Genomic DNA, 306 nt, shown 5'->3' with positions numbered 1-306 from the left:
GGGGGCAATCAATTACAATGACCATGCAAAACGACATTGAAAAAGTGTTAATCACAGAGGAAGAACTTCAAACGAAAATCAAGGAACTGGGTGCACAGCTAGAAGCTGATTACCAAGGCAAGTTCCCGTTGGCCATCGGGGTGTTGAAAGGCGCGATGCCATTTATGTCTGACTTGCTGAAGCGTGTTGATACACATCTTGAAATGGACTTCATGGATGTTTCAAGCTATGGTAACTCAACTGTATCTTCCGGTGAAGTGAAAATCATCAAGGATCTAGATACATCAGTGGAAGACCGTGACATCT

General features: G+C 43.5%; 1 protein-coding gene. It reads left to right on the top strand.

Annotated elements, in window-relative coordinates; all coding sequences use genetic code 11:
• Positions 1-23: 23 nt before the first annotated feature.
• Positions 24-306 (top strand): phosphoribosyltransferase (locus tag CVN76_RS02605; protein WP_269800011.1); only part of this gene is annotated, 283 nt, incomplete at its 3' end.

The organism is Bacillus sp. mrc49 (genome assembly GCF_002803435.1).
Note: the sequence above shows the minus strand (reverse complement) of the source record. Positions and strands in the feature narration are given on the sequence as shown.